Source organism: Aminobacter sp. Y103A, from assembly GCF_030294925.1.
GTDB classification, from domain to species: Bacteria; Pseudomonadota; Alphaproteobacteria; order Rhizobiales; family Rhizobiaceae; genus Aminobacter; species Aminobacter ciceronei.
Window position 1 is genome coordinate 223,363 of record NZ_AP017987.1, and the last position, 26,128, is coordinate 249,490.

Here is a 26,128-nt window from a genome sequence, read left to right on the forward strand (position 1 = left end):
TTGGGGAGAGAACAATGAACATGAACGCTAGCACCACCGGCCTTGCGCCAAGCCCCGCCAAGGCGATCAGCATTCGCGACGTCAACCTGTTCTACGGCGACCTGCAGGTGCTGAAGGACATCAATCTTGAAATCCAGCCGGGCGAATTCTTTGCCTTTCTCGGACCTTCGGGCTGCGGCAAGACCACCTTGCTCAGGCTGATCGCCGGCTTCAACACCGCCCGCCAGGGCAGCGTGGTCGTCGGCGGCGTCGACGTACTCGACATGCCGCCCTGGAAACGTGACATCGGCATGGTGTTCCAGTCCTATGCGTTGTGGCCGCACATGACGGTGGCCCGCAACGTCGCCTTCGGACTGGAAGAGCGCCGGTTGCCGCGGGCCGAGGTCGAGCGCCGTGTCGATGCCGCGCTCAACCTGGTTGGGCTCAAGCATCTGGCCGGGCGGTGTCCCGCCCAGCTGTCGGGCGGACAGCAGCAGCGCGTCGCGCTCGCCCGCACCATCGCCATCGAGCCCAAGGTGCTGCTGCTCGACGAGCCGTTGTCGAACCTCGACGCCAAGATGCGTGTCGAGGTGCGGCGCGAACTGCGTGAATTGCAGCAGCGGCTGCAGCTGACGACCATCTTCGTTACCCACGACCAGGAAGAGGCCAACACCGTCTGCGACCGCATCGCCGTGTTCAACGAAGGCCGAATCCAGCAGGTCGGCACGCCGATGGGGCTGTATGAGAAGCCGGCGAACCTGTTCGTCGCCAACTTCCTCGGCACGGCGAACATCCTTGACGGCCATGTCGTCGGAAGCGGTGCGGATCGCCTGTTCGAAGTGCCGGGTGCGGGCAGTATTCCTATCCCGGCAGGGACCACCGTGCCACGCGGCGCCAAGCTCGTCTTCCGGCCGCAATACGCAACCATCGGCACCGTTGCATCAGACGCCGTGGCGCTGGCAGGAACCATCACACATCGAGAGTTTCTCGGCGCAACCGTGCGCTACGGGGTGCAGGTTGGCACCGCATCGGTGTTGGTGGACGTGCCCTTCCATTCCGGTGACGCATTGCTCGAAACGGGCGCCCGGACGTCGGTCGGGCTGCAGCCCTCGTCGGCGCAATGGCTCGCCGAATGACATCATGGCCGCCGGCATCGCTCGGCGGCCCATCCCTCCCATTTTCAGCACGCAGAAATTCATGCCTTTTCATTTTCCCGATATGCTCGTCATCCGCCACGGTGAAACCCAGTGGAATGTCGCCGGCCGCCTGCAGGGTCACAAGGACACGCCGCTGACAGCCAATGGCGTGCGGCGGACACTTGAGGTGGGCACACATCTCGCGGTGCGGGTCGCCGCTTGCAAGGACGCCAGATTCTGGGTCAGCCCGCTCGGCCGCGCCCGCCAGACGGCGTCGATACTCGCCGATGTCTGGGGTGTCTCCTTCGACTGCTTCGTCGACCAGACGTCGCTTGTCGAGCGTGCTTTCGGCGTCTGGGAGGGACGCTCAGCCGAAGAAATCGAACAGGCGTTTCCCGAGCAGTTCGAGGCCGACCGCGCCGATCCCTGGGGGTATGCGATGCCTGGTGGCGAGAGCCATGTCGAACTGATGGCACGCATGCGGTCCTGGCTCGTCGGTCTCGACCGCTCGACGCCGCATGTCGTGGTCGCCCACAGTGTCAGCCTGCGGGCGCTGCGCGGGGTCTACACAGGCGCGGCGCCTGAGGACATTCTCGCCTATTGCGAGCCACAAACTGCGGCCTTCTGGCTCTCGGGCGGCCAGGAGACGATGATCGACGCGCTGGCTTGATCGGATTTAGCGTAGCCGGGCGAGGTCCGCGGCGCGGTTCTCGATGATCGCTTCCATGGAAAAGAAACCGGTCACCGTCGCCAGGTCGAAGTTGGTGATCAGTTTCTGGTAGAAGCCGTCGTAGCCCGACATGCCCCTGGTCACCACCTTGATCAGATAGTCCCAGTCGCCGCCGATGCGGTAGAAGTCGGTCACCTCGGGCATGCGTTCGACATGCTTGCGGAAATTGTCCGCCCATTCCTTGGAGTGGTGGCGGGTGCGGATCATGACGAACACGGTCAGGTCGTAGCCGAGTGCCGCAAGGTCGATGTCGGCATGGGTGCCGCGGATCAAGCCTGATGCGTTGAGCCGTTGGAGGCGGCGCCAGCAGGCGTTTTGCGACAGCCCGACACGCTCGGCCAGGTCGCGCTGCGAGATCGCACCGTCCTTTTGCAGGCACGCCAGAATCTTGTTGTCGATTTCGTCGATTTTTTCCATGATTCAGATCATATGACCCAAGTTGGCGCCAAAGTCGTGCGAAAACGATGAGGTTTCATCTCCCACATCCGATTAGAATCGCCTTGAGTTGGTTGCGGGAGAGATTCGATGAAGACCGAGCGCTGCGAAAATCCTGGCGGCACCGGCTTGCTGGACAAGTTCAAGGAGTGCCTTGCCGTACGTGACGTCGTCGCGGAGCTGCGCAGCGGCCTTGTCGGCAAGGACGCGAAGATCGACGGTCCGTTCGGTCTCAAGCCCATGGTCTATGCCGACTATGTCGCATCAGGTCGGGCGCTGATGCAGATCGAGCGCTTCGTGCTCGAGGAAGTCTTGCCCTATTATGCCAACAGCCACACCGAGGCTTCCTACTGCGGCGGCATGATGACCCGCCTGCGCCGCGAGGCGCGCGCGGCGATCGCCGCGTGCTGCGGCGCGAGCGACAGGCATGCGGTCATCTTCGCCGGATCGGGCGCGACGGCCGGCATCAATCGGCTGGTCAAGCTTCTGGGTGTTACCGATGCGGTTGCAGCCGGCAAGCAGGTCCGTGTCATCATCGGCCCCTACGAGCACCATTCCAACATCCTGCCCTGGCGCGAAAGCGGGGCGGAGGTGATCGAGATCGCCGAATGCGCTGCCGGTGGACCTGATCTCGTCGCACTGGACGAAGTGCTGCAATGGGAGGCTGACCTCACCGTCTGCGCGTTTTCGGCTGCCTCCAACGTCACCGGCATCATTACCGATGTCGCTGCCATCACCAGGCAGGCGAAGGCGGCTGGCGCCAAGATCGTCTGGGACTACGCCGGTGCGGGACCCTACATGCCGATCGCCATGTCGCCCGTATCAGGCGCTGAAATCGATGCCGTGGTCATCTCGCCGCATAAGTTCCTTGGCGGTCCGGGCGCTTCGGGCGTGCTGATCGTCCGCCGCGATGCGGTTACGACTGACAAGCCGTCATGGCCCGGCGGCGGCACCGTCAAGTTCGTCTCGCCCTCGGGCCACGACTACAGCACCAGCCTGGAAGCGCGGGAAGAGGCGGGCACGCCCAATGTGGTCGGCGACATCCGCGCGGCCCTAGCCTTCCTGGTCAAGGAAGCGCTCGGCGCGGACGCGATGCGGGCTCGCAATGCCGAACTGACCAGCCGCGCCATGTCGGCCTGGAACGGCGCCGGCAACATCGAGCTGCTCGGTGCGCTGGAGCCTCAAAGGCTGCCGATCTTTTCGTTCCGGGTCAGGGACGGCAAGGGCGGCTATGTTCACCAGCAACTGGTGACCCGCATGCTCAGCGATCGTTTCGGCATCCAGGCGCGTGGCGGCTGCGCCTGTGCCGGGCCTTATGTCCATCGCCTGCTGTCGATCGGCGAGACGGAATCTGAGCGCATGCGCCAAGCGATCCTGGCCGGCGACGAGATCAGCAAGCCGGGTTTTGTCAGGCTCAATTTCAGCGTGCTGTTGCCGGAAGAGAAAGTGCAGTTCATCCTCGATGCGGTGCTGAAGCTGGCTTCGGACGCGGTGCAGTATCAGGAGCGCTACGATTTCGATGCCAGCCGTGCGATTTTCTATCCGCGCGCTGCCGAAATGGCCGAGGCTTGAGCGATGGCAAGACCAGACGTCGCCGCCTTTTTCGACCCACGCACCTGGTCGGTGCAGTATGTCGTCTCCGACCCGCGAACCCGAAAATGCGCCATCATCGATCCGGTCCTCGATTTCGACGAGAAATCGGGCGCAACCGCAACCGCCAACGCCGACAAGCTGCTGGACCATGTTCGCGAACAGGATCTGGAGATCCAGTGGATCCTCGACACCCATCCGCATGCCGACCACTTCTCGGCGGCGTCCTATCTGAAGGCAAAGACCGGTGCGCCGACGGCGATCGGGGCGCGCATCGTCGACGTGCAGAAACTCTGGGCCGGTATCTACAACTGGCCTGAGCTCCGCACCGACGGTTCGCAATGGGACCACCTGTTCGACAAGGGCGACACCTTCGAGATCGGCGACATCAGGACGGGTGTGATGTTCTCGCCCGGTCACACGCTGGCATCCGTCACCTATGTCGTCGGCGATTCAGCTTTCGTCCACGACACCGTCTTCATGCCGGACAGCGGCACCGCACGTACGGATTTCCCCGGCGGCAGCGCCAATGCGTTATGGTCGACGATCCAGGACATCATGGCGCTGCCTGATGACACCCGCATTTTCGTCGGGCACGACTACCAGCCTGGCGGGCGCACCCCGTTGTGGGAAAGCACCGTTGCCGCCCAGAAAAGTCAGAACATTCACCTGACGCGTTATGAGCGGGAAGAGGATTTCGTGGCGTTCCGCAATGGGCGCGACGCCACGTTGCCGATGCCGAAGCTGATCCTGCATGCACTGCAGATCAACATCAATGGTGGCCGGCTCCCCGAACCCGAAGCTAATGGCCAGCGCTATCTCAAGTTCCCGCTCAACGCGCTTGACGGAGCTGCCTGGGATTGATTTCCCCCGCTTCCGGGAACAGGACGCTCGCGGATTTGGCGAAGGTCACTTCTTCCTGTTGGCGCGGCGTTCGAGATAGGCGGTCGTCTGCAACGCGGCGAGGATGACGATTGCGCCGATGACGATGCGCTGGTCGGGCACTTCGGCGAAGAAGACATAGCCGGCGGCAGTCGTGACGACGATCGAGAGATAGCCGATCGGCGCGAGCAAGCTGGCATCGGCAAGGCGATAGGCGCGCAGGAAGCAGTATTGACCGGCCTGCGCCAGAAGCCCGATGCCGAGCAGGGGCACCCAGTCGAAGGTCTTGACAGGCTGCCAGACGAAGATGGCCGGAACAGCGGTGATGACCGCAAGGCCGACAGTGTAGAATACCATCATCACGGTCGTGTTTTCATCGCGCAGCATGCGTGTCTGGATGATGGCGAGCGAGCCGAAGACGATCGTAGCAAACACTGCAAGCAAGCCGAGATTCCACTCGACGCCGCCCGGCGCCAGCATGACGAGCACGCCGGCGAAGGCGAAGGCAGCACCCACCCAGCGCAACCGCGAAACGGTCTCGCCGAGGAAGGCGACCGCCATGGCCATGGTGACGAGCGGCCTGGAAAAGCTCAGCGCGTTGACCACCGCCAGCGGCAGCAGCGTGTAGGCCATGAACTGGCTGGTCAGCGCGATGGCGTTGCAGCTGATGCGCGAGACGTTCTGCCAGGGATGCCTGGTGTGACGGATGTGGTGACGATGGCGCCAGATCAGCGGCAGGATGAACAGCAAGCCGATCATCGCCCGGATGAAGACGAGCTGGAACGCCGGATAGACGAGCCCTTGCGCCTTGACGAGCGCCGTCATGCCGCCGGAGACCAGCAGCATGTCTGCGAGCACCCAGACGATGCCTTCGCGGTTGGCCTTGTGACGCTCGTCCCCCGCCTCGGGCGTCACCGTGCCGTCAGGCTGGCTGGACAAGATTTGCCATCAGGCGGAATGCTCCCGGCACCAGCTTGTCCATCTGGTGATGCAGCACGAGGCTGGTGTGGGTATGGCGGCCCTTGCCGATCTCGGCAGAGACCAGAGCGCCCATCAGCGGCTGTTCGTTGGCGTCGTGCATCGCCAGCAGCGGTTGGTAGGCCTCGTCCCAGCGCGCGGCGAAGTAGAGCCCACGCTCCTTGTTCCAGCCGGACCAGTCCTGCGGGCCGATGATGTTCGGCCCCTTGAGCAGGACGTGGTCCGGCACCAGCACCGTAACCTCGGCGGTCGGATCCGTTACGCGCCAGCGTAAAGACGGCGAGCCGATCTCGAGTTTCCTCGGCGGCGTCGCTAGTGGATCCCAACCGTCGGTCGGGCGGTGGTAAAGGGTGACAAGGTGGCCGCCATTTTCGACGAAGCGGTGCAGCTTCTCGGTGCTTGCTGCCAGATCCTTGCGAATGCCGAAGGCAAAGATGCCGACGACGATTGATGTGTAGCGGCTGAGGTCTCCGGCCAATGCCTTGGCGTCGAGCTCGGTGACGTCGAGCCCCATGCGCGTGAGCCAAAGCCCGACGCGGTCGGCGCCTGCGCCGACATAGCCGACGACAGCACCCTGCGGCAGCTTGAGGTCGAGCGTGAGCACGCGCAGCGCTTCCGGCTGGCGATGGGTGACGCGGCCGATATGCGAATAGGCAATCGGGGTCAGCCGCAATGCCGGCCTGCCGCCGACCAGCGGCGTGATGGTGGTTAGCCCGGCAACACGTGTCTCGGGAGCGCGGATGACCTGGCCACCTTCCGCCTGGGCCAGCGACCAGCCGTCTTCCATGTTGAGCGAGACGGGCGCATCCTTGCCTGCGACCACTGACTTGACCGGCCATTCGCGTCTGGTGCCGTCGAGCGGTACGATCAGCGCTTCGGGCTCCATCACGACCGAGCTTGCCGGCAGCACGGCAAATGGCTCCTCGAGGTCATAGGTGGCGCGGGCGGTATGATCGCCGAACTTTGCCGAGATGACGACATGGGCGTCACCATTGCCGCCGAGAGCCGACCATGATGGCGGATAGAGCTTTGTGTAAGCGGCGTCGACGGTGGCAACGATCTTCAGGCTGCGTCGGCGTCCGGTGATGGTCTCCGCCTTGGCCGTGACGCCATTGGGCAGCACAGCTTCGACCTCGACAGAACGACTGTCGCCGGCGGAGGCCAGATCGACAGTGAGTTCAGCCGTTTCATCAGGCGCCACTGTCGATGGCGACAGCGTCGCGCGGTCGAAGAGGCCGGCGGCCTCGATCAAGGCGGCGTCGATCTCGCGTGCCTTGCGGTCGAGGCGGTGGCGATGGCGTTCGAGGAAATCGGGCGAGGCGTTATTGCGGGCAGCGGCAAGCTGGGTAGCCGCTTCGGTGAGGGCTGCAATGATCGCATCGGCGTGTGGGAATGCCGCGATTGCCTTGTCGACGGCCAAACCGGCGGCCTTCAGTGCCTGCGCGGCTTCATAGGAGAGGTCTCGCGATGCGGCGAGATCGGCGAGCGTTGCCGGCAGCGCGTCGAGCACCGACGTCTCGGCCTTTGTGCCGTTGGCGGCAAGCAGTAAATGCAGCGGCCAGCGCGTCTCGGCGACATCAGGCCAATGACCCATGCCCTGCGAGGCGTGGTAGTAGCGCGACCATTCTCCGATGCGGTCATATTCCGCGCCCGTCGCCGGTTCGCGCCCGGGCGCGTTGACGACAACCGTCGCATCGGGAGGTGGCACTTCGTCGTCATAGGTGTCGCCACCGCCCGACCATGCCGGCAGATAATACTTCGCCAGCTGCCAGGGGCTCATGCCTTCCTTGAAATGTTCGGGGAACGCCTGCGGGTCGGCGGCAAGCCCGATTGCCTTTTCGGCTGCGCGGGTCATGGCGCGGTGGTGGCCATGCTGGCCGGGGACATCGAGAAAGGTCGGAATGACGATGTCGGGCCGTTCGCTGCGATAGGCACGCACCAGGCGTTCGACAGTGCGCATCTCGCCCCAGCGGGTGAAGGTCTGGTCGCCATCCTTGGAGAAGCCGAAATCATGCACTTCGTCATCTGGGCCATGGCCGAGCCAGACGACGTCGGCATCGAGCGCGCGCGCCGCTTCTTCCATCTCGCGGGTGCGCATCATGCCGAGCACGCCAAGGCGCTCCGGCCCGAGCGAGTTCTGACCGCCTTCGCCACGCGTCGAGCAGGCGACGATGACGCGCATGCCGAGGCCGAGGCGGAAATACGCAAGCAGGCCGCTCTGCTCGTCATCGGGATGAGCGCCGGTGTTCATCATGGTGACGGTAGAGCTGAGACGGCTGAGGGCACGGTGAAGCCTGAGCAGCGACGGGCTGGCCTTTTGTCTTTCGATACGTTCGCGGGCGCTCGGCATTCAGGTCCTCCGGTATTCCAGTCTGCTATTCGGTGGTCGTTGTGGCGGCGGTTTCGAGCTTGGGCGTGACCACCTCGAACAGCGGCAGCGCGGCGGCACCGAGTGCCGCCGTGTATTGCCCGGTCTGGCCGCGCATGACGCGGGGCAGGGCGCGGGTCCGTCGGCTGGCGACGGAAATGGGCAACGGTCCCATCCGCTCGATCAGCTCGTCGATGATCGCGTCCGGCAACACGCCGCCAAGGATCACCGTTTCGGGGTCGAGGATGTTTTCGATCATCGCGATCATCGGCGCGAGATAGGTCGCGGTCTCCTCCATCCACGCCAGCAGCACCGGATGGCGCTTGGCATGGAGTTCGGAGAAGTCGGCGAAGTCGCAGTCGGGGATGCCTGCCTCGCACAGCTTTTCGCGCAGCGCATAGACCGAGGCGTAGCGCTCGAGGCAGCCGTGCTGGCCGCATGGGCAAGCCCTGCCTCTGGGAACGACGACGACGTGGCCGATTTCGCCGGCATTGCCGAAGGCGCCACGGAACGGAGTGCCGTCCTGGATCATGCCAAGGCCAAGGCCGGCGCCGAAATAGACCATGCAGAAGCTGGAGATGGTGTGGCCAGCACCGAAGAAGCGTTCGCCGACGGCCGCGGCGTTGGCGTCGTTTTCCACCGTCACCGGCTCCCCGCAGGCTTCGCTGAGCAGGCTTGCCGCATCGATGTTTGCCCAGCCCGGCAGCGTCGTCGGGCCGACCGAGGTCATGCCTTCGATCTCGAACGGGCCGGGCATCACCACGCCGATGCCGAGCAGCCGCGACTTGAACGTCGACCTGACCGCATCGAGCTCGGCGCGCAGATGCGCGATGACCTGGCTCGGGCTGGTGTCGCTGACCGGCATGATTCGCCTGGAACGCGGCTGGCCCGACAGGTCGAGCACTGTCGACACCATGTGGTCGGAGGCCATCTCGATGCCCATGGTCATGGCGCCGTCGGGGTTGACGGCGAACTGGATCGGCGGCTGGCCACGGCCCGAACGCAGGCGCCCGGTCTCCATCAACAGGTTTTCGCTGACCAGCTCGTCGACGATGTTGGCGATGGCTTGCGCTGTCAGGTGCGTCAGCCGGGCAATATGCATGCGCCCCAGAGCGCCGTTCCGGCGCACGACGTCGAGCACCACGCGACGGTTATGGTCGCGGCTGCGCTCGGGGTTGTTGCCCAATGTGACCTGATGCGTGCTGCCCGGCTGAAATGCCATTTCGCCCATCCTGACCTCGGTTGCAAAATTGATAACGCGGAAGCGACGTTAGCTGCAATAGATTAATTCAAGTAGATTATCTTATTGACAAACGGCTGATGAAAGGGAACCGTAGAGGGAGTGTGCGGGGAGGATCCGCAGCTCCTTGGTGTCAGTTTTGTCGGGCGTGTTCCGCCCGCGTTCGATGGCCCATGAATTTAAGCGAGTGGCCCGTTTCTCGACTGCGAGAAAAATCGGGCCAAGGGGATAATGGTCGCCCGTGGTTCGGGATATCCGATGGGCGCATTTGGAGGCTAATATGCGTAGAGCAACCTTGTTTGCCGGTCTGATTGCTGGTTTCAGCACACTGGCTATGAACGCGGCGCAGGCCGTCGAGATCGAATATTGGCAGTATGTCTTCGACTCGCGCGTCAAGGCGATGGACCAGCTGATCGAGAACTTCGAGAAGGCCAATCCTGACATCACCGTCAAGCAGACGACCTTCCCCTATGCCGACTACCAGACGCGCGTCATCGCTGCGAAGATGGGCGGCCAGGGCCCCGACGTGATGCAGCTGTTCTACGGCTGGCTCGACAAGTTCGTTGCCGGCGGCCTGCTGCAGCCGCTGCCGACCGATGCGTTCCCGCACGACAAGATCGAAAGCGAATTTTTCCCGATCGTCAGCGCCATGAAGCGCGGCGAGGATTATTACGGCCTGCCGACCGCCGTGCGTTCGCTGGCGCTGTTCTACAACAAGAAGCTGTTCACCGAAGCCGGCCTCGACCCGGCGAACCCGCCCAAGACGCTCGACGAGTTCGTTGCCGCCGCCGAGAAGGCGACCAAGCGTGACGCCGCCGGCAATCTGATCGTCGCCGGCTCGACCCTCGACATGGCCGGCCAGGATCACCAGTGGTGGCGAGAAGTGCTGGTGCGCCAGTTCGGCGGCCAGCCCTACACCGACGGAGACCGCAAGGTGGCCTACAACACCGAAGCGGGTGAAAAGGCGCTGAAGTTCTACACCGACCTGCAGACCGAGAAGAAGATCGGCCAGGCCGGCTTCATGGACGAAGGCCAGGCGGCCTTCCGTGCCGGCATGGCGGCGATGACCATCGACGGCACCTTCCGTCTCGGCGCCTTCAAGTCGATCGAAGGCTTCGAGTGGGGCGTGACCGAACTGCCGGCAAATGCCGACGGCACCCGTTCCAACTATGCCAGCTACTTCGCCAACGGCATCTCGGCGACGACCAGCGGCGAGAAGCTCGAAGCCTCGAAGAAGTTCCTGGCCTACATCTCCTCGCCCGAGGCGATGGACGTCTGGCTGAAGACGGTCGGCGAGCTGCCGGCACGCCGTTCGGCTGCCATGACCGAAGCCAATCTAGCCGATCCGGTCTACGGCCCGTTCCTCAAGGGTCTCGAATACGCCCGCACCACCATGTTCGTTGATGAGGCAGCCCAGCGCCAGACCACCATCGACATGGCCAACCGCGTGCTGCTCGAAGGCCAGTCGGTGAAGGATTCGCTCGCACAGGCCGCAGCGGCCGAGCAGGCGATCATCGACGCAGCAGCCCCGAAGTAAGGCGAAGGCTTGATGTCTGTGACAGCGGATCAACAGGGGGCGGCGCTGAGCCGCCCCGGCGCGACCTTCTGGGAACGCCGTTCCATGCGGACGAAGCGGCTGGTGTGGGTGTGGAGTTTCCTCGCTCTGCCGATCCTGTTCTATTCGGTGATCCGCTTCTACCCGACCATCGAAGCCTTCTGGCTTTCGCTGACCAACTGGGACCTTTTGAAGCCGCCGCAGTTCATCGGCCTGGCCAACTACGAGAAGCTGTTCGCAGACCCGCAGTTCTGGAAGGTGTTCAAGAACACCTTTGCCTATCTGCTCGTCGGCACGCCGATCAGCCTGTTGCTGTCATTCGTCATTGCCTACCATCTCGATCGCGTGCGTTTCATGCACGGGTTGATCCGCGGTCTCTATTTCCTGCCCTATTTGACCACGGCTGCCGCGATGGCCTGGGTGTGGCGCTGGTTCTACCAGCCGGCACCGATCGGCGTGATCAACAATGCGCTCGGCACGCTCGGCATCCCCCAGCAGCCGTTCATCCGCTCGGTCGACCAGGCCTTGCCGTCGATCATGCTGACGGCGATCTGGGCCGGCCTCGGCTTCCAGATCATCATCTTCATGGCCGGCCTGCGGTCGATCCCCAACACCTTCTACGAGGCGGCGCGGATCGACGGCCTCGGCGAATGGGCAATCCTGCGCAAGATCACGCTGCCGCTGCTCAAGCCGACAACCGTGTTTCTCGTCGTGTTCTCGTCGATCGGCTTCCTGCGCATTTTCGACCAGGTCTACAACATGACCACCAACGACCCGGGCGGCCCGCTCGGCTCGACCAAGCCGCTGGTGCTGATGATCTACCAGACGGCGTTTTCGTCCTACGCGATGGGATATGCGGCGGCCCAGACGGTGGTGCTGTTCACCATCCTGCTGTTCGTATCGCTGTTGCAGCTCTGGATCCTGAGGGAAAAGAAATGAGTGCCGTCACCCAAACGCCGGCGCTGTCCCACGCCAACGTCAAGCCCGGCCGCATCCTCGCCTGGACGCTGTTGTTCATCGGCGGCCTGATCATGGTGACGCCGCTGGCCTTCATGTTCTCGACGTCATTCAAGACGGCCGGTCAGGTCTATGACCTCAGGCTCATTCCGGCAGCGCCAACCTTCGCCAACTACGTCGCGATCCTGGCCGACGGGCGCTTCATGCGCTGGTTCTTCAACTCGATGTTCGTTGCCGTCATGGTGACGCTGTCGAACGTCTTCTTCGACAGCCTGGTCGGCTACACGCTGGCCAAGTTCGAGTTCCGCGGCCGCTACTTCATCTTCCTGGCCATCCTGTCGACGCTGATGATCCCGACCGAGATGCTCGTCATCCCGTGGTACCTGATGTCGGCCAATCTCGGCTGGCTGGACAGCTATTGGGGCATCATGTTTCCCGGCATGATGACGGCCTTCGGCACCTTCCTGATGAAGCAGTTCTTCGAAGGCGTGCCCAACGATTTCCTCGAAGCAGCCCGCGTCGATGGCCTGAACGAGTTCCAGATCTTCTGGAAAGTGGCGATGCCGCTGGTGACACCGGCTCTGTCCGCGCTCGCCATCTTCACCTTCCTCGGCAACTGGACGGCGTTCTTCTGGCCGCTGATCGTGACCACCAGCAAGGAGCTCTACACCTTGCCGGTCGGCCTATCGAGCTTCGCGGTCGAACAGTCCATCCAGTGGGAAATGATCATGACGGGTGCTGCGATCGCCACCCTGCCGACGCTGATCGTTTTCCTCGTGCTCCAGCGCTACATCGTCCGCGGCGTCATGCTCGCCGGGCTCAAGGGATAGAAAATGTCTGAACTGAACCCGAGGCTCTCCGACAAGAGCGTCTTCCCCGATCCCGTCTACAAGGAGACGGTGCTTCGGCCGCTTTTCGACGGCGCCAAGACACACCATGTCGACGGCTTCCGCGCCATCGACCGGGCGCATCTGGTAATGCTGACCGAGACCGGTATTCTTGATGCCAAGCAGGCGTCGGCGATCGCCGGCGCTCTCGAAGCCATCGACCGTGAAGTCGATCCTGAGAAGCTGGTCTATACCGGCGAGGTCGAGGACTTCTTCTTCCTTATCGAAAAGGAACTGAAGGCCCGCCTCGGCGCTGATGTCGCCGGACGCCTGCACACCTCGCGCTCGCGCAACGACATCGATCACACGCTGTTCAAGCTAGGGCTCAAGCAGCGCATCGATGCGCTGATGGTCAAGGCGCGACATCTGCTGGCCGCGATGATCGACGCGGCCGAGCGTGAAAAGGCGACACTGATCGTTGCCTACACGCACGGCCAGCCGGCGCAGCCTTCGACATTCGGGCATTACCTGTCGGCTGCCATCGAGGTGCTGCTCCGTGACATCGAGCGCTTCGAAGAGGCGCGCAAGATCGTCGACCTGTCGCCGATGGGGGCCGCCGCCATCACCACGTCGGGTTTCCCGATCGACCGGCAGCGCGTCGCCGATCTGCTCGGCTTTGCCGCACCCTTGCGCAATTCCTACAGCTGCATCGCGGCATCCGACTACATCACCTCGACCTATTCGGCGATCGAGCTGATGTTCCTGCATCTCGGCCGCGTGATCCAGGACTTCCAGTTCTGGACCAGCTTCGAGGTCGGACAAGTCTACGTGCCGAACGCATTCGTGCAGATCTCCTCGATCATGCCGCAGAAGCGCAACCCGGTGCCGATCGAGCATATGCGGCTGCTCGCCAGCCAGACGATGGGCCGCGCCCGCACCGTACTCGGTGTCATCCACAACACGCCGTTCACCGACATGAACGACAGCGAAGGTGAAACGCAGTCGATGGGCTACGAGGCGTTTACCGCTGCCTCCCGCGTGCTCGACCTGCTCGCCGCCTTCGTCGGCGCGATCCGCATAGATCCGGAGCGTGTGGCTGAAAACATCCGCCGCTCGTGCATCACCATCACCGAACTTGCCGACTCGCTCGTCCGCATCGAGGGCCTGTCCTTCCGCGAGGCGCACGAGATCGCGGCGACGGTCGCCAAGGCAGTGGTCGCGGCTGGCGGCGGGCTTGCCAAGGATGGCTACGCGCCGTTCCTCGAAGCCTTCAGGCATTCGACCGGACGCGAACCGAGCTTCGGCCGTGACAAGTTCGAAGAGATCGTCTCGCCCGAACATTTCGTTGCCGTGCGCGACCGTTTCGGCGGCCCGGCACCGGCGGCGATGGCCGAGGCGATCGGCGTCTACAGGAAGAAGGCAGCGGCATTGGAAGCCGTCGCACAGGAACATGCCGGGCACGAGGCGAAAGCCGCAAAAGAACTCGGTGAGAAATTCAAGGCACTGGCGGGGGCGCTCTGATGGCGACGATCGAACTTGAAAAGCTGGTCAAGCGCTACGGCAAGGTGGACGTCGTCCAGGGTATCGACCTTGAAATCGCCGACGGCGAATTCGTGGTCTTCGTTGGGCCTTCGGGCTGCGGCAAGTCGACGACCTTGCGCATGATCGCCGGGCTCGAGGACATCTCCGGCGGCACGCTGAAGATCGGCGGCGAGGTGGTCAACGAGCGTGACCCCAAGCAGCGCAACATCGCCATGGTGTTCCAGAACTACGCCATCTACCCGCACCTGACCGTGCGCCAGAATATCGGCTTCGGTCTCTACACCTCGAAGCTGTCCAAGGCCGAGAAGGACCAGCGCGTCGAAGAGGCGGGCAAGATCCTCGGCCTTGAGAAATATCTCGACCGCCGTCCGGCGGCTCTTTCGGGCGGTCAGCGCCAGCGCGTCGCCATCGGCCGCGCCATGGTGCGCAATCCTTCGGCCTTCCTGTTCGACGAGCCCTTGTCCAACCTCGACGCCCAGCTGCGCGCCCAGATGCGCATCGAGATCAAGCGCCTGCACCAGAAGCTCAAGACGACCACGGTCTATGTCACCCACGACCAGGTCGAGGCGATGACCATGGCCGACCGCATCGTCGTCATGAAGGACGGCCACATCCTGCAGGTGGGCACGCCGACCGATCTCTACGAAAACCCGGTCGATGTCTTCACCGCGCGCTTCATCGGCAGTCCGTCGATGAACCTGGTGCCGGGCCGCAAGAACGGCAAGGGCATCGAGCCCGCTGCCGGCGGCGACATCCTGATTGGTGTGCGCCCGCACGAACTGACTGCAGCCGTCGAGAAGTCGGACGGCGGTCTGGAGCTCACCGGAACGGTGACGGCGGTCGAGCCGCTCGGACCGGAGACGCTGGTGCATCTCGATGTCGACGGCAGTGCCGTGATTGCCACTGCGCCGAGCAAGTTCATCCCCGCGACGGGCAGCACGCTGACCTGCCGCGCGGCGCCGGGCAGCCTCTATCTCTTCGACGCCAAGACCGAGAAGAGCCTGGGCCGGCAATGACATCGGAAAATGCAAAGCGTCCGGCGGTGCTTAGCATCGGGCGGATTTACTGTGACCTGATTTTCACCGGCCTGGCTGCGCTGCCCGAGCCGGGGCGCGAGGTGTTTGCGCAGGACATGAAGATGGCTGCCGGCGGCGGCGCGTTCATTGCGGCCGCCCACATGGCCCATGCCGGGCGTCAAGTCGCTCTGGTGGCGCGCCTTGGCACGGACGTGCTGTCGACAGGGATCGAGGCTGAGCTCGGTGCCAGCAATGTCGACCTGCGCTTCGTCGAGCATTCGCCCGGTGCCGGGCCGCAGGTTACCGTCGCCTCGGTGATCGGCAACGACCGCGCCTTCCTGTCGCGGCGTGCTGGGACCGCGCTGCCGGCGACGCTTGACGCCGCACTCGACTGGAGCGACGCCGGCCATCTGCACATCGCCGAATATGCCACGCTGCACGAGATCCCCGATCTGGTCAGCCGCGCCAAGGCCAGGGGGCTGACCGTCTCGCTCGATCCGAGCTGGGACGAGACGCTGATCTACGAAGCCGAACTGCTCGATCGCTGCGCCGGCGTTGATATCTTCCTGCCCAACATGGAAGAGGCCACCGCCATTACGCAGGAGAACGATCCGATCGCGGCAATCGAGATCCTGTCCAGGGACTTCCCGATCGTGGCCCTGAAAGCGGGCGGCGAGGGCGCGTGGTTGAAGGCCGCTGCCCAGTTGCTGCACCGCCGGGCCGAAGAGGTCCCTGTCGTCGATACGACGGGCGCGGGCGATGCCTTCAATGCAGGCTTCATCGACGCATGGCTTTCGGGTCAGTCCGAGCAAGCCTGCCTTGCCGCCGGCATCACTTATGGCAGCCTTGCCGTCCAGGCGGCGGGAGGTTCGGCGATCCTGCGCCAGCCGCTGCGCAGGGCTGCTGGCTGACGGTTACGAACGAGGCGCGCCGCCTGCTACGGCCGGCTAATCAAAAGCGAGATGCCCTGGCCGACACCGATGCACATGGTGGCCAGCGCGCGTCTTGCGCCACGCAGGTCGAGTTCCAGTGCTGCGGTAAGTGCCAGACGTGCGCCCGACATGCCGAGCGGGTGGCCAAGCGCGATGGCGCCGCCGTTCGGATTGACGTGGCCCGCGTCGTCGGCAAGGCCGAGCTGGCGCATGCATGCCAGCGACTGCGCGGCGAAGGCTTCGTTGAGTTCGATTATATCGATGTCTGATATGACAAGGCCGGCGCGGTCCAGAAGCTTTTGCGTCGAGGCGACGGGGCCGATGCCCATGATGCGCGGGGCAACGCCTGCGGTCGCCATGCCATCGATTTTGGCAAGCGGCTTGAGACCGTGGCGTTCGACGGCGCGTGCCGATGCGATGATGACGGCTGCGGCCCCGTCATTGACGCCCGACGCGTTGCCGGCGGTCACCGTGCCGCCATCTCTGAAGGGTGCCGAAAGGCCCGCAAGCTTTTCGATCGTCGTTTCGCGCGGATGCTCGTCGTGCTCGACGACGGTCGCTTCGCCCTTGCGGCCCTTGATGGTGACAGGAGCGATTTCGCGGGCAAAACGGCCGCTCTTCTGCGCTGCGGCGGCACGAGCCTGGCTGCGCAGGGCGAAGTGATCCTGATCCTCGCGTGAAATGGAAAACTCGGCGGCGACGTTCTCGGCCGTTTCAGGCATGGAATCGATGCCGTATTGTCTTTCCATCAACGAATTGACGAAACGCCAGCCGATGGTGGTGTCGAAGATCTCGGTGCTGCGCTGGAATGCGCTTGAAGCCTTGGGCATGACAAAGGGCGCGCGCGACATGCTTTCGACGCCGCCGGCAATGATGATGTCAGCTTCTTCGAGCTTGATGGCGCGTGCTGCATAACCAACCGCGTCGAGGCCGGAGCCGCAGAGGCGATTGATCGTCGTTCCGGACACCGATACCGGCAGGCCCGCAAGCAGGGCAGCCATGCGGGCGACATTGCGGTTGTCTTCGCCGGCCTGGTTTGCGCAGCCGAGCACGACCTCATCGATCTGGTCGGCGGGGATGCCAGGGTGCCGCGCCAGCGCTTCGCGAATGGCGTGAGCGGCGAGATCATCAGGGCGCACAGAGGCAAGCGCGCCGCCATAACGGCCGATCGGGGTGCGGACGCCGCCTACGATGTATGCTTCGGTCATGGTGTGATGTCCTTGTGCGTTTCGGCTGCAAACATCGGCCCGCCCTTGTGCGCCGGAAAACCGTAGCCATTGATCATCACCAGATCGATGTCGCTCGATCGCGCGGCGATGCCCTCGGTGAGCAAGGCAGCGCCTTCGTCGGCCATGGCGCGCAGCAACCGGTCGACGATCTCGTCGACCGTAAAGCGGCGGGACGAGATGTCCTTGGCCGCGCGTGCGGCGGCGATCAGCGCAGTGACCTCTGGATCGACGGCCTTTTCGCCTGACGCATAGTCGTACCAGCCCTTGCCTGTCTTGCGACCGAAACGGCCGGCTTCGCAAAGCTTGTCGGCGATCTCGACATAACGCGCGTTTAGATCGCGCGTTGCCGCCTGCCGCTTGCGTCGCGCCCAGGCGATCTCCAGCCCGGCCATGTCGTAGACGGTGAAGATGCCCATCGGAAAGCCAAAGGCTTCGAGTGCTGCGTCGACCTCTTCGGGGGCTGCACCGTCCTCGACCATGAACTCCGCCTCGCGGCGATAGGCCGAGAAGATGCGGTTGCCGATGAAGCCTTCGGTTACGCCTGAGACCACCGGCAGCTTGCCGAGTTTCCTGGCGAAGGCCAATGCGGAAGCGAGCACGTCGGGCGCGGTTGCCTTGCAGTCGACGACCTCGACCAGGCGCATGATGTTGGCCGGCGAGAAGAAGTGCAGGCCGACCACGCGCCCGGGGTGAGCAGTCGCCGCCGCGATCTCGTCGGGGTTCAGGTAGCTGGTGTTGGTTGCGAGGATCGCATCCGGCCTGACGATGCCGTCGAGGCGCTGGAACAGCTCGGTCTTGACTGCGAGATCGTCGAACACCGCCTCGATGACGAGGTCTGCTGCGGCGAGTTCGCCGATGTTCGCAGCCACAGCCAGCCGCGCAAGGCATCCGTCGCGAACTGTCGCCGTAAGGCGCCCTGACTGGACCGCCTTGTCGAGAATGCCGGCGATGCGCTCGCGCCCTTTGGTGGCGGCGTCTTCGGTCTGCTCGATGCCGACGACGCGGTAGCCAGCTGTCAAGGCTGCGACCGCGATGCCGGCACCCATCAGACCGGTACCGACGATGCCGACCGTCTCGATCCTGCGTGGGGCAATGCCCTCAAGCTTGTCGACCTTGCCGGCTTGCCGCTCGGCGAAGAAGACATGGCGCAGGGCTGCCGCCTCATTGGAGTCCCGCAGGCGCAGGAAGGTGGCGCGCTCCTCGGCGAGACCGTCCCGGAAAGTCCTTTCCGAAGCCAGCCGGACAAGGCGAACGGCCTCGGCAGGTGCCGATTGGCCGCGTGATCTGGACAAGACCTTTTTTGACGCCGCCTCGACGGCGGCTAATTCGGCGATCGGGACATCGAGCAAGCCCGTGCGCCTTTGCGACTGACCGGCGAGTTGATGGACAAGGCCGACGGCTGCCGCGAGATGATCGGCTGCGACGCCGTCGACAAGGCCGAGCTTGATGGCTTCATCAGGCCTGACTGTGCGGCCGCTGCCGATCAGGTCGATTGCCGCGACGGTGCCGATGAGGCGCGGCAGGCGCTGGGTGCCGCCGGCGCCCGGCACGATGCCGAGCTTGACCTCCGGCAAACCGAAACTCGCCGCCTCGCCGGCAACGCGCCCATGGCAGGCAAGCGCGATCTCGCAGCCGCCGCCGAGGGCAGCACCATTGACGGAAGCAACCACCGGCTTGCTGCAATTCTCGATACGCTGCATGACCTCGGGAAGCGTCGGCTCGACCGGTGGCTTGCCGAACTCCCTGATGTCGGCGCCGCCGACAAAGGTGCGGCCGGCGCCGGTGATGACGACGCCGATGACGGTGCCAACGGCTGACGCATGGTCGAGTGCCTTGACCAGCCCCTGCCGGACATGCGCCGAGGTGGCGTTGACGGGCGCATTGTCGATGATGACGACGAGCACGCCGTCACGGATGCTGCCCGAAACGCTCTCCGAAAACCGCGTCGCGCTCATGGCTATGCCGGGATGACCGCGGTGGCCTGGATCTCGATCTTGGCGCGGTCCTCGACCAGCGCCACCACCTGCATGGCGGCCATGGCGGGGAAGTGGCGGCCGATCACGTCGCGATAGGCCTGGCCGAGGCCGCGCAGGTTCTCGGTGTATTCCTTCTTGTCGGTGAAGTACCAGGTCATCGTGGTGATGTGGTGCGGCTCGGCGCCGCCGGCCTTCAGCACGGCGACGACGTTTTCCAGCGTCTGGCGCACCTGGCCGACGAAGTCGTCGGTCTCGAACTGGCACTGCGCGTTCCAGCCGATCTGGCCGCCGACGAAGATGGTGCGGCCGCTCGCGGCGATGCCGTTGGCATAACCGATGGGCTTGGCCCACCCTTCGGGTTGCAGGATCTCATGCATCTCAAGTCTCCAGGCGGCTTTCGAGCGCGGCGCGGAGGTCATCCGGCCAGGCAAGCGATTTGTGGGTATCGAGCGAAGTGGCGACCACGCTGTGGCGGGCGCTCCAGAGCAGCGTGCCGGCGGCCGAAACCTTGTGCTCGAGATCGAGCGAGGAGCGGCCGATGCGGCGGACGAACAGCTCGAAGTCGAGCGTGTCGCCATGGAAGCCCGGGTGGGCAAAGGTGAGGTCCAGTCGCACCGTCGGCGTGCCGATGCGCCGTTCGGCGATCAGGTCTTTCCACGGCGCACCTGCATCGCCGAAGAACTCCTCCAAAACACCGACGAGGATGTTCAGGTAAGACGGAAAGTAGGCGATTCCGGAGGGATCGCAGTCTCCGAAACGCAGCGGTCTTGAGGTACGGAAGGGCACGTCAGCTCTCCTACCTCGAGGCCTTCATCAGCTCGCGGCCGATGATCAGCTTCTGCACTTCGGTGGCGCCTTCGTAGATGCGCAGCGCACGGATCTCGCGATAGAGGCGCTCGGTGATCTCGCCGACACGCACGCCGCGGCCGCCGAACAGCTGCAGTGCCTGGTCGATGACCCATTGGGCGTTCTCGGTCGCCGTCATCTTGGCCATGGCGGCCTCGCGGGTGATCGGCAGCTTTTGCACGTCGCGCCGCCAGGCAGTACGCACGGTCAAGAGCGAGGCTGCGTCGATGGCAGTCGCCATCTCGCCCAGCGTGCTCTGAGCGGTCGGCAGGTCGGCCAGCGTCGCCCCGAACATCTTGCGGGACCTGGCGTGCGCTACGGCTTCGTCGAGGGCGCGGCGGGCAAAGCCGAGGGCTGCGGCAGCCACTGACGGCCGGAAAATGTCGAGCGTGCGCATGGCAATCTTGAAGCCTTCGCCCGGTTCGCCCAACAGCTGGGATGCCGGGATGCGGCAATCGTCGAACCTGACGCGTGCCAGGGGATGCGGGGCGATCGTCTCGATGCGCTCGGCGATCGAAAAGCCCGGCGTGTCGGCATAGACGACGAAGGCCGAGATACCGCGCGTGCCGGGCGCCTCGCCGGTGCGGGCAAAGACGGTGTAGACGTCGGCGATGCCGCCATTGGAGATGAAGACCTTCTCGCCGTCGAGCACATAGGTGTCGCCATCACGGCGGGCGCTGGTACTCATGGCGGCAACGTCGGAGCCGGCCTCTGGCTCGGTCAGGGCGAAGGCCGAGATCAGTTCGCCTCGGGCAATCTTAGGCAAGATGGCCTGCTTGAGTTCGTCCGTACCGGACAGGCTGATCGCGCCGGTGCCCAGTCCCTGCATGGCAAAGGCGAAGTCGGCGAGACCGTCGGCATAGGCCAGTGTCTCGCGGATCAGGCAGAGCGAGCGGCTGTCGATCACGTCCGACGCGCCGCCGAAGGCCGCCGGCACGCAGTGGCGCAGGATACCCGCCTGACCAAGCGCCGCCACCAGCTTCTTGCAGGCGCCGTCGGCATTGCCATGGTCGATCTCGCCCAGCCCGCCGCTGGCGATGAAGGCGTCGAGTTCAGCCGCCAACGCGCGGTGGGGGTCGGCGAAGAACGGCCAGTCGAGGTGGTCGCGGGTTGGCGCACTGGTCGGCATCAAATGCGCGGCCATGGCTCAGTTCCCCTTGAATTCGGGCTTGGCTTTGGCGGCGAAAGCCTCGAAGGCGCGGCGAAAGTCGCCGGTCGCCATGCAGATCGCCTGGGCCTGCGCTTCGGATTCGATCAGCTGGTCGATGCCCATCGCCCATTCCTGGTCGAGCATCTTCTTGGTCATGGCATGCGCAAACCAGGGGCCGTCGGCCAGGTTGCGGGCGAATTTCTGCGCCTCGGCGAGCAGTGCGCCACGCTCATGCAGCGCATTGTAGAAGCCCCAGGCATGGCCCTCGGTCGAGGTCATGACGCGACCGGTGAACAGAAGTTCGGCGGCGCGGCCCTGGCCGATGATGCGCGGAAGGATGCCGCAGGCGCCCATGTCGGCGCCGGCCAGGCCGACGCGGGTGAACAGGAAGGCGGTCTTCGCCTCCGGGGTTGCGACGCGGTAGTCGGACGACATGGCGATGATCGCACCGGCGCCAGCGCAGATGCCGTCGACGGCGGAGATGATCGGTTGCGGGCAGGCGCGCATCTGGCGCACCAGATCGCCGGTGAGGCGGGTGAAGTCGAGCAGGTCATGCATCGGCATGCGGGTCAGCGGCTCGATGATCTCGAAGACGTCGCCGCCCGAGCAGAAGTTGTTCTCGGCACCCGTGATGACGATGGCGCGCACGTCGCTGGCCCGGTGCAGGGCGCGGAACAGGTTGCCGAGTTCCTCGTAGCTCTCGAAGGTCAGCGGGTTCTTCTTCTCTGGGCGGTTCAGCGTGATCGTCGCGACCTTGCCGTCGGCATCGGTCTCGAACTTGAAGTGCTGAGCCTTGTGGCCCTGGAAGGGATGCTTCTTGTCCTGCATCGGGTTGGTCATGGTCATCCTCCCAGAACTTCGCCGCCGGCGACCGGGATCGCCTGGCCTGTGATTGCGGTTGCCTTTTCCGAGGCGAGCCAGAGCACGGTGTCGGCCACTTCCTCTGGCGTCACCAGCCGCCCTTGCGGATTGACGCGGGCGAGCGTGGCGCGTGCCTCTTCGGCCGAACGCCCGGTCTTGCCGGTGATGGTTTCCACGGCGCCGTCGAGCAGCGGCGTGTCGGTGAAGCCGGGGCAAACCGCGTTGACGGTGACGTCGGTGCGGGCAAGCTCAAGAGCCAGCGCGCGCGTCATGCCGACCACGCCATGCTTTGAGGCGCAATAGGCTGAGACATAGGCATAGCCGGTCAGGCCGGCGGTGCTGGCGACATTGACGATGCGGCCCTTGCCGGCGCGCTTGACCGAAGCAAGCGCTGCCTGTGTGACCAGGAACGTGCCGGTGAGGTTGATGCCCATCACCCGGTTCCACAATGCCAGGTCGGTTTTGTCGAACGGTGCCGACGGCGCTTCGCCGGCGCAGTTGACCAAAACGGCGATGTCGCCTGCATGCGCAATCGCCTTGGCGATGCCTGCCTCGACCGAATGCGCTTCAGTGACGTCGAAGCCATCAAGGACGAAGGCCTCGCCGCCGATCTTGGCGATCTCGTCGCGCACCGCCTCGAGCGGCGCGGCACGCCGTCCGCACAGGCTGACGCCGTGGCCGTCGGCGGCGAGCGCCAGTGCGATGGCGCGGCCGATGCCGCTGCCGGCGCCGGTGACCAGGGCGTGACGCTTGGCCATGCTCATGCCTTGCCCGTGGGAGCAGCCGCCGCGGCGCGGGCGAGGTTGTTCACATATTGGGCACGGGCCGAATGATACTGCTTTGGCCAGGCCTGTTCGGCATAGCCGATCTTTGCCGCCTCATGCATGACGAAAGACGGGTCGGCGAGGTGCGGGCGGGCGACGGCGCAGAGATCGGCGCGGCCGGCGGCGATGATCGAGTTGGCGTGATCGGCTTCCGAGATCGCACCCACGGCAATTGTCGGCACCTGGATCTCGTTGCGAATCTTGTCGGAGAAGGGCGTCTGGAACAGACGGCCATAGACTGGCTGCTCTTCCTTGACCACCTGGCCCGACGAGCAGTCGATCATGTCGGCGCCGGCGTCCTTGAACATCCTGGCGAAGATCGCCGCGTCTTCAGGCGTGTTGCCGCCTTCGTACCAGTCATGGGTGGAGAGACGCACCGAGATCGGCTTGTCCTCAGGCCAGACGGCACGAATGGCGCGGAACACTTCGAGCGGATAGCGGGCGCGGTTCTCGTGGTTGCCGCCATATTCGTCGTCGCGCAGGTTGGTCAGTGGCGACAGGAAGGAGGACAGTAGGTAGCCGTGGGCGGCATGCAGTTCGAGGATGTCGAAGCCGAGGTCGCGGGCCCGTTCCGTGGCGCTGACGAAATCGGCCAGAACGCGATCCATATCCTCGCGGGTCATGGCGCGAGGCATGTCGGAGTGCTTGAGATAAGGCAGGGCGGAGGCCGAGATCAGCGGCCAGCCGCCTGAGGTCACCGGCTGGTCGATGCCTTCCCAGGCAACCTTGGTCGCGCCCTTGCGGCCGGCATGGCCGATCTGGATGCCGATTTTCGCCGGCGTCTGCTGGTGGACGAAGTCGACCATGCGCTTGAAGGCTTTCGCCTGCTCGTCATTCCACAAGCCGAGGCAGCCGGGCGTGATGCGCGCGTCTGGCGACACGCAGGTCATCTCCGGGAAGACGAGTGCTGCACCACCCATGGCGCGGGCGCCGATATGGACGAGGTGGAAGTCGTCGGGCAGGCCGTCGGTGGCCGAATACATCGCCATCGGCGACATCACGATGCGGTTCTTCAGCGTCAGCCCGCGGATCGAAAACGGCGTGAACATCGGCGGTGGTACCGAGCCGTTGGGGGCAGGCGACACGCCGGCGCGCTCGGCGAACCAGCGCTCGAAACCTTCCAACCAGTGCTTGTCGCGCAGGCGCAAATTCTCATGGCTGATGCGCTGCGAGCGGGTCAGCATCGAATACATGAATTGCTCGGGTTCGAGCGTGTCGGCATAACGGGTGCCCACGACTTCGAACCACTCCATGGCGTTGCGTGCCGCATTCTGGATGCGGGCGACGTCGATGCGGCGTACTTCTTCATAGGCTTCGAGCACGGCCGGGATGCTGGCCTTGTCGTGGCCGATGAGGTCGAACTGGCGGGTCAGCTCGATGGCGTCGTCGATGGCAAGCTTCGTGCCGGAGCCGATGGCGAAATGCGCGGTATGGGCACTGTCGCCCATCAGGACGACGTGGCTTTGACCATTGAAGTGGCTCCACTTGTCGCAGATCAGGCGGCCGAAATTCAGCCAGGCCGAGCCGCGCAGATGGCGCGCATTGGTCATCAGCTTGTGGCCTTCGAGCGTCTCGGCAAACAGCTTCTCGCAAAACGCGATCGACTGATCCTGGTCCATCTCGTCGATGCCATGCGCCTTGAACACTTCGTCGGTGGTTTCGACGATGAAGGTCGAGGTGTTGTCGTCGAAACGATAGATGTGCGCCTGGAACCAGCCGTGCTCGGTGCGCTGGAAGTCGAAGGTGAAGGCGTCGAAGCGCTTGTCGGTGCCGAGCCAGATGTAGCGGTTCGGCCGCATCACCATGTCGGGCTTGAAGATGTCGGCATATTTGTGCCGGATGCGCGAGTTCACGCCATCCGACGAGATGATGAGGTCGGCTTCGGGGAAGTCCTGGTCGCCCTGCACGTCGGTCTCGAACACCAGCTCGACGCCGAGCTCGATGCAGCGCTCCTGCAGGATGTTCAGCATCTTCTTGCGGCCGATGCCGACGAAGCCGTGGCCGGTGGTGCGGATCTTGCGACCCTTGAACACCAGCTCGATGTCGTCCCAGTGGTTGAAGGCGTCCTCGATGGTCTCGGCGGTAGCCGGGTCCCACTGGCGCATCGACTGCATGGTGGCGTCTGAGAAGACCACGCCCCAGCCGAAGGTGTCGAAGGGACGGTTGCGCTCGACGACGGTAACCTGATGCGAGGGGTGCTGCTTCTTCATCAGCAGGGCAAAATAGAGACCGGCCGGTCCGCCACCGATACAGACAATGCGCATGCCGTCCTCCTCCTGAAGCCGTTCGGTCAAGTGGACATGCGTGCCCGACCCTGACCATGGAGGCACCATGGACGCTTTCAAAAAAAACTTCAAGCTTAAAGTTATTTTGGAAGTGAACGCAAAAAGGCCCCGGTCGGCGAGCGCGCGACCGGGGCCAGAAGGCCTGAATGTACTAGCGCGACAGGTACGTCGTGGTATCCACGAGTTCGCCATAGCCGAAGGCGATCGCTGCCATGACGGCGTCGTGGACCTGGGCGGCCGGCACCGTCTTGCCGTTGAACTCGAGATCGCGCGTGGCGCAGGCATCGTGGACGACCGATGTCTTGTAGCCGAAGTCGGCCGCAGCACGGGTGGCGCCTTCGACGCACATGTGGCTCATCGCGCCGACGATGACGACTTCCTCAATGCCCTTGGCGTCGAGCGTCGCCTTGAGGTCGGTCTCGCGGAATGAATTGACGAAGTTCTTGGTGATGACCTTCTCGCCGTCGGCCGGGGCGACGGTGGCGTTGATCTCGATGCCCGGCGTGCCGGGCGCAAAGATCGGAGCGTCGGCGGCCTTCGAGAGATGGCGGACGTGGATGACGGTGTCGCCCTTGGCACGCGCCGCTGCGATGATGCGGGCGGCGTTTTCAGTTGCCTGCTCGATGCCGACGAGCGGCATGCGGCCGCCGGGGAAATATTCGTTCTGGATGTCGATGGCGATCACTGCGCGTTTGCTCATGTCCCTGATGCCTTTGCTGTTGGGAAGGATGTTGCCTGCAGGATGCAATGGATTATGGTGCCGACCCATTGGCGATATCGACATAACAAG

General features: G+C 64.3%; 23 protein-coding genes. 10 read left to right on the top strand and 13 right to left on the bottom strand.

All coding sequences use genetic code 11. From position 1 onward, the window contains the following. Positions 1-20: 20 nt before the first annotated feature. Positions 21-1,115 (top strand): ABC transporter ATP-binding protein, encoded by a 1,095-nt coding sequence (locus Amn_RS28615; RefSeq protein WP_286299045.1) that lies wholly within the window; start codon positions 21-23, stop codon positions 1,113-1,115. A gap of 61 nt (positions 1,116-1,176) precedes the next feature. After that, positions 1,177-1,785, top strand: a complete 609-nt coding sequence (locus Amn_RS28620; RefSeq protein ID WP_083948861.1) for a histidine phosphatase family protein — start codon at positions 1,177-1,179, stop codon at positions 1,783-1,785. Between the two features lie 6 nt (positions 1,786-1,791). Here the strand turns inward: Amn_RS28620 and Amn_RS28625 are convergent, their stop codons facing one another. After that, entirely contained in the window at positions 1,792-2,262 is a 471-nt protein-coding gene (locus Amn_RS28625; RefSeq protein ID WP_067967698.1) for an Lrp/AsnC family transcriptional regulator, read from the bottom strand. A gap of 108 nt (positions 2,263-2,370) precedes the next feature. On the opposite strand from Amn_RS28625, the gene Amn_RS28630 reads away from it, so the two are divergent. Both Amn_RS28630 and Amn_RS28635 read left to right on the top strand, forming a co-directional pair. Then, positions 2,371-3,852, top strand: coding sequence for an aminotransferase class V-fold PLP-dependent enzyme (locus Amn_RS28630; RefSeq protein ID WP_067967700.1), 1,482 nt, complete (start codon positions 2,371-2,373; stop codon positions 3,850-3,852). Positions 3,853-3,855: 3 nt separating this feature from the next. Further along, entirely contained in the window at positions 3,856-4,734 is an 879-nt protein-coding gene (locus Amn_RS28635; protein ID WP_154384292.1) for an MBL fold metallo-hydrolase, read from the top strand. Between the two features lie 45 nt (positions 4,735-4,779). Here Amn_RS28635 and Amn_RS28640 read toward each other — a convergent pair whose 3' ends face one another. The 3 genes from Amn_RS28640 to Amn_RS28650 all read right to left on the bottom strand — a co-directional run bounded on the left by Amn_RS28640 (position 4,780) and on the right by Amn_RS28650 (position 9,320). Further along, positions 4,780-5,598 carry a DMT family transporter gene (locus tag Amn_RS28640; RefSeq protein WP_246340754.1) on the bottom strand — a complete coding sequence of 273 codons (819 nt, stop codon included), beginning with the start codon at positions 5,596-5,598 and terminating at the stop codon, positions 4,780-4,782. Positions 5,599-5,674: 76 nt separating this feature from the next. Further along, positions 5,675-8,080 carry a PIG-L family deacetylase gene (locus Amn_RS28645; RefSeq protein ID WP_286298979.1) on the bottom strand — a complete coding sequence of 802 codons (2,406 nt, stop codon included), beginning with the start codon at positions 8,078-8,080 and terminating at the stop codon, positions 5,675-5,677. A 25-nt stretch (positions 8,081-8,105) separates the two neighbouring features. Then, positions 8,106-9,320, bottom strand: coding sequence for an ROK family protein (locus tag Amn_RS28650; RefSeq protein WP_502874779.1), 1,215 nt, complete (start codon positions 9,318-9,320; stop codon positions 8,106-8,108). A 298-nt stretch (positions 9,321-9,618) separates the two neighbouring features. On the opposite strand from Amn_RS28650, the gene Amn_RS28655 reads away from it, so the two are divergent. The 6 genes from Amn_RS28655 to Amn_RS28680 are packed head-to-tail and all read left to right on the top strand — an operon-like array spanning position 9,619 to position 16,146. Further along, entirely contained in the window at positions 9,619-10,875 is a 1,257-nt protein-coding gene (locus Amn_RS28655) for a sugar ABC transporter substrate-binding protein (RefSeq protein WP_067967706.1), read from the top strand. An 18-nt stretch (positions 10,876-10,893) separates the two neighbouring features. Further along, a complete protein-coding gene (locus Amn_RS28660) occupies positions 10,894-11,832 on the top strand; it encodes a carbohydrate ABC transporter permease (protein WP_067968462.1) in 939 nt (312 codons plus the stop codon). Then, on the top strand, positions 11,829-12,680 hold the full coding sequence (locus Amn_RS28665; protein ID WP_154384298.1) for a carbohydrate ABC transporter permease: 852 nt from the start codon (positions 11,829-11,831) through the stop codon (positions 12,678-12,680). Before Amn_RS28660 ends, Amn_RS28665 begins: the two co-directional genes overlap by 4 nt. Before the next feature lie 3 nt (positions 12,681-12,683). Continuing rightward, on the top strand, positions 12,684-14,198 hold the full coding sequence (argH, locus tag Amn_RS28670; RefSeq protein ID WP_286298984.1) for an argininosuccinate lyase: 1,515 nt from the start codon (positions 12,684-12,686) through the stop codon (positions 14,196-14,198). Continuing rightward, positions 14,198-15,235, top strand: a complete 1,038-nt coding sequence (locus tag Amn_RS28675; protein ID WP_286298988.1) for an ABC transporter ATP-binding protein — start codon at positions 14,198-14,200, stop codon at positions 15,233-15,235. The genes argH and Amn_RS28675 overlap by 1 nt, the downstream gene beginning before the upstream one ends. Continuing rightward, positions 15,232-16,146: a carbohydrate kinase family protein gene (locus Amn_RS28680; protein ID WP_286298990.1), complete on the top strand. Its 915-nt coding sequence runs from the start codon at positions 15,232-15,234 to the stop codon at positions 16,144-16,146. The genes Amn_RS28675 and Amn_RS28680 overlap by 4 nt, the downstream gene beginning before the upstream one ends. Positions 16,147-16,172: 26 nt before the next feature. On the opposite strand, the gene pcaF is transcribed toward Amn_RS28680, so the two are convergent. The 9 genes from pcaF to Amn_RS28725 all read right to left on the bottom strand — a co-directional run bounded on the left by pcaF (position 16,173) and on the right by Amn_RS28725 (position 26,038). Next, positions 16,173-17,375, bottom strand: a complete 1,203-nt coding sequence (gene pcaF, locus Amn_RS28685) for a 3-oxoadipyl-CoA thiolase (RefSeq protein ID WP_154384301.1) — start codon at positions 17,373-17,375, stop codon at positions 16,173-16,175. Continuing rightward, positions 17,372-19,351: a 3-hydroxyacyl-CoA dehydrogenase NAD-binding domain-containing protein gene (locus tag Amn_RS28690; protein WP_286298996.1), complete on the bottom strand. Its 1,980-nt coding sequence runs from the start codon at positions 19,349-19,351 to the stop codon at positions 17,372-17,374. The genes pcaF and Amn_RS28690 overlap by 4 nt, the downstream gene beginning before the upstream one ends. Positions 19,352-19,353: 2 nt before the next feature. Next, positions 19,354-19,749, bottom strand: a complete 396-nt coding sequence (locus Amn_RS28695; RefSeq protein WP_067967726.1) for a RidA family protein — start codon at positions 19,747-19,749, stop codon at positions 19,354-19,356. Position 19,750: 1 nt separating this feature from the next. After that, positions 19,751-20,158: an acyl-CoA thioesterase gene (locus Amn_RS28700; protein ID WP_067967728.1), complete on the bottom strand. Its 408-nt coding sequence runs from the start codon at positions 20,156-20,158 to the stop codon at positions 19,751-19,753. 10 nt (positions 20,159-20,168) lie between these two features. Beyond that, the gene (locus tag Amn_RS28705) at positions 20,169-21,362 is read right to left on the bottom strand and encodes an acyl-CoA dehydrogenase family protein (RefSeq protein WP_154384303.1); all 1,194 of its coding nucleotides are present in this window, start codon (positions 21,360-21,362) and stop codon (positions 20,169-20,171) included. Between the two features lie 3 nt (positions 21,363-21,365). Next, positions 21,366-22,214, bottom strand: a complete 849-nt coding sequence (locus Amn_RS28710) for an enoyl-CoA hydratase family protein (RefSeq protein ID WP_067967731.1) — start codon at positions 22,212-22,214, stop codon at positions 21,366-21,368. Continuing rightward, entirely contained in the window at positions 22,211-22,987 is a 777-nt protein-coding gene (locus Amn_RS28715; protein WP_083948825.1) for an SDR family NAD(P)-dependent oxidoreductase, read from the bottom strand. The genes Amn_RS28710 and Amn_RS28715 overlap by 4 nt, the downstream gene beginning before the upstream one ends. Positions 22,988-22,989: 2 nt before the next feature. Then, the gene (locus Amn_RS28720; RefSeq protein ID WP_286299005.1) at positions 22,990-25,317 is read right to left on the bottom strand and encodes a bifunctional salicylyl-CoA 5-hydroxylase/oxidoreductase; all 2,328 of its coding nucleotides are present in this window, start codon (positions 25,315-25,317) and stop codon (positions 22,990-22,992) included. 172 nt (positions 25,318-25,489) lie between these two features. Then, positions 25,490-26,038 (bottom strand): cysteine hydrolase family protein, encoded by a 549-nt coding sequence (locus Amn_RS28725; protein ID WP_067968471.1) that lies wholly within the window; start codon positions 26,036-26,038, stop codon positions 25,490-25,492. Positions 26,039-26,128: the final 90 nt, after the last annotated feature.

What these genes read in the sequence shown, in the direction of transcription:
- Amn_RS28690 (WP_286298996.1), bottom strand. Translation starts at nt 19,351, where the DNA reads ATGAGCGCGACGCGGTTTTCGGAGAGCGTTTCGGGCAGCATCCGTGAC.
- Amn_RS28695 (WP_067967726.1), bottom strand. Translation starts at nt 19,749, where the DNA reads ATGCATGAGATCCTGCAACCCGAAGGGTGGGCCAAGCCCATCGGTTAT.
- Amn_RS28655 (WP_067967706.1), top strand. Translation starts at nt 9,619, where the DNA reads ATGCGTAGAGCAACCTTGTTTGCCGGTCTGATTGCTGGTTTCAGCACA.
- Amn_RS28665 (WP_154384298.1), top strand. Translation starts at nt 11,829, where the DNA reads ATGAGTGCCGTCACCCAAACGCCGGCGCTGTCCCACGCCAACGTCAAG.
- argH (WP_286298984.1), top strand. Translation starts at nt 12,684, where the DNA reads ATGTCTGAACTGAACCCGAGGCTCTCCGACAAGAGCGTCTTCCCCGAT.
- pcaF (WP_154384301.1), bottom strand. Translation starts at nt 17,375, where the DNA reads ATGACCGAAGCATACATCGTAGGCGGCGTCCGCACCCCGATCGGCCGT.
- Amn_RS28710 (WP_067967731.1), bottom strand. Translation starts at nt 22,214, where the DNA reads ATGACCATGACCAACCCGATGCAGGACAAGAAGCATCCCTTCCAGGGC.
- Amn_RS28635 (WP_154384292.1), top strand. Translation starts at nt 3,856, where the DNA reads ATGGCAAGACCAGACGTCGCCGCCTTTTTCGACCCACGCACCTGGTCG.
- Amn_RS28725 (WP_067968471.1), bottom strand. Translation starts at nt 26,038, where the DNA reads ATGAGCAAACGCGCAGTGATCGCCATCGACATCCAGAACGAATATTTC.
- Amn_RS28720 (WP_286299005.1), bottom strand. Translation starts at nt 25,317, where the DNA reads ATGCGCATTGTCTGTATCGGTGGCGGACCGGCCGGTCTCTATTTTGCC.
- Amn_RS28640 (WP_246340754.1), bottom strand. Translation starts at nt 5,598, where the DNA reads ATGCTGCTGGTCTCCGGCGGCATGACGGCGCTCGTCAAGGCGCAAGGG.
- Amn_RS28680 (WP_286298990.1), top strand. Translation starts at nt 15,232, where the DNA reads ATGACATCGGAAAATGCAAAGCGTCCGGCGGTGCTTAGCATCGGGCGG.
- Amn_RS28650 (WP_502874779.1), bottom strand. Translation starts at nt 9,320, where the DNA reads ATGGCATTTCAGCCGGGCAGCACGCATCAGGTCACATTGGGCAACAAC.
- Amn_RS28620 (WP_083948861.1), top strand. Translation starts at nt 1,177, where the DNA reads ATGCCTTTTCATTTTCCCGATATGCTCGTCATCCGCCACGGTGAAACC.
- Amn_RS28630 (WP_067967700.1), top strand. Translation starts at nt 2,371, where the DNA reads ATGAAGACCGAGCGCTGCGAAAATCCTGGCGGCACCGGCTTGCTGGAC.
- Amn_RS28675 (WP_286298988.1), top strand. Translation starts at nt 14,198, where the DNA reads ATGGCGACGATCGAACTTGAAAAGCTGGTCAAGCGCTACGGCAAGGTG.
- Amn_RS28715 (WP_083948825.1), bottom strand. Translation starts at nt 22,987, where the DNA reads ATGGCCAAGCGTCACGCCCTGGTCACCGGCGCCGGCAGCGGCATCGGC.
- Amn_RS28705 (WP_154384303.1), bottom strand. Translation starts at nt 21,362, where the DNA reads ATGGCCGCGCATTTGATGCCGACCAGTGCGCCAACCCGCGACCACCTC.
- Amn_RS28625 (WP_067967698.1), bottom strand. Translation starts at nt 2,262, where the DNA reads ATGGAAAAAATCGACGAAATCGACAACAAGATTCTGGCGTGCCTGCAA.
- Amn_RS28645 (WP_286298979.1), bottom strand. Translation starts at nt 8,080, where the DNA reads ATGCCGAGCGCCCGCGAACGTATCGAAAGACAAAAGGCCAGCCCGTCG.
- Amn_RS28615 (WP_286299045.1), top strand. Translation starts at nt 21, where the DNA reads ATGAACGCTAGCACCACCGGCCTTGCGCCAAGCCCCGCCAAGGCGATC.